The sequence below is a fragment of the Albidovulum aestuarii genome (assembly GCF_029961185.1).
GTDB lineage: Bacteria > Pseudomonadota > Alphaproteobacteria > Rhodobacterales > Rhodobacteraceae > Albidovulum > Albidovulum aestuarii.
In genome coordinates this window covers 1-1231 of record NZ_JASBQQ010000023.1, presented here as the reverse complement: position 1 = coordinate 1231, position 1231 = coordinate 1, and the positions used below count along the sequence as shown (strand labels likewise).

General features: G+C 61.2%; 1 protein-coding gene. It reads left to right on the top strand.

Translation table 11 applies throughout. The annotated features are described in order from the left end of the window. The first annotated feature begins 54 nt into the window (after positions 1-54). Positions 55-1202, top strand: a protein-coding gene (locus QKW60_RS20965; protein ID WP_419762708.1) for an IS3 family transposase whose coding sequence is annotated in 2 segments (ribosomal slippage) — positions 55-327 and positions 330-1202 — 1146 coding nt in all. Because the reading frame shifts where the segments join, the coding sequence is not laid out codon by codon here. Positions 1203-1231 lie beyond the last annotated feature (29 nt).

The following is a 1231-nucleotide window of genomic DNA, read 5'->3' as shown; positions in this document are numbered from 1 at the left end:
TGGACTTGCCCGAGAAAAGTGGAGAGCACCAACTGAGGAACCAGGAGGTGTTCTATGGGAAACGGAAACAGACCGACGCCGGAGTTTCGGCGTGAAGCGGTTCGTTTGGCGCTGACGAGCGGCCGGACGCGGCGCGAGATCGCGGAAGATCTGGGCGTCGGACTTTCGACACTGACGCGATGGCTCAGTCGCGAGCGGGATACCGGTGAGCCGGTTGAGGCATCGGTCGATTTGCATGCCGAGCTGAAGCGGTTGCGACGCGAGAACGCGGTTCTGAAGCAGGAGCGCGACATCCTAAAAAAAGCGGCCGCCTTCTTCGCGAAAGACGCAAGTCGATGAGCTTTGCCTTCATTGAGGCGGAGAAGGCGAGCTTCCCCATTCACAGGATGTGCCGGGTCCTGGATGTCAGCCAGAGTGGGTTCTTCGCCTGGCGCGACCGCCCGGCCTGCCAGCGCCAGCGTCAGGACATGGTCCATCTCGCCCACATTCGCACGGTGTTCGCCCTGTCGAACGGCACCTATGGCAGCCCGCGCATGCATCGCGACCTGATCGATGAAGGTCATCAGATCGGGCGTCACCGCACGGCTCGACTGATGCGCGAGAACGGCCTCGTGGCAAGGCAGAAACGACGGTTCAAGCGAACCACGAACAGCGAACACGCCTGGCCAGTTGCGCCGAACCTGATCGCCCAGAACTTCCAGGCTGAACAACCGGACCGGAAATGGGGCGCTGACATCTCCTACATCTGGACGGCACAGGGCTGGCTCTACCTCGCGGTCGTGCTCGACCTCCACTCGCGGCGCGTCGTCGGCTGGGCAACGAGTGACCGGCTGAAGCGCAGCCTCGCCGTCGAGGCTTTGCGACGTGCCCTTGCATCTCGCAATCCGGAACCCGGGCTGGTCCATCACTCCGATCGTGGATCGCAATACTGCTCTGTCGATTATCAGGCTGAGCTCCGAAACCGCGGCATCCTGATCTCGATGAGCGGCAAGGGAAACTGCTACGATAACTCGATGGTTGAGACCTTCTTCAAGACCATCAAGTCGGAACTGATCTGGCCGGTCGCATGGCAAACCCGCAATCAGGCCGAAAACGCCATCGCCAGATACATCGACGGGTTCTATAACCCCGTCAGGCGGCATTCATCGCTCGACTTCCAGAGCCCCATCGCCTTCGAGCGAAAGGCCCGGGAAGTGAGCTAAACGCTCTCCACCAAAGCCGGGCAAGTCCA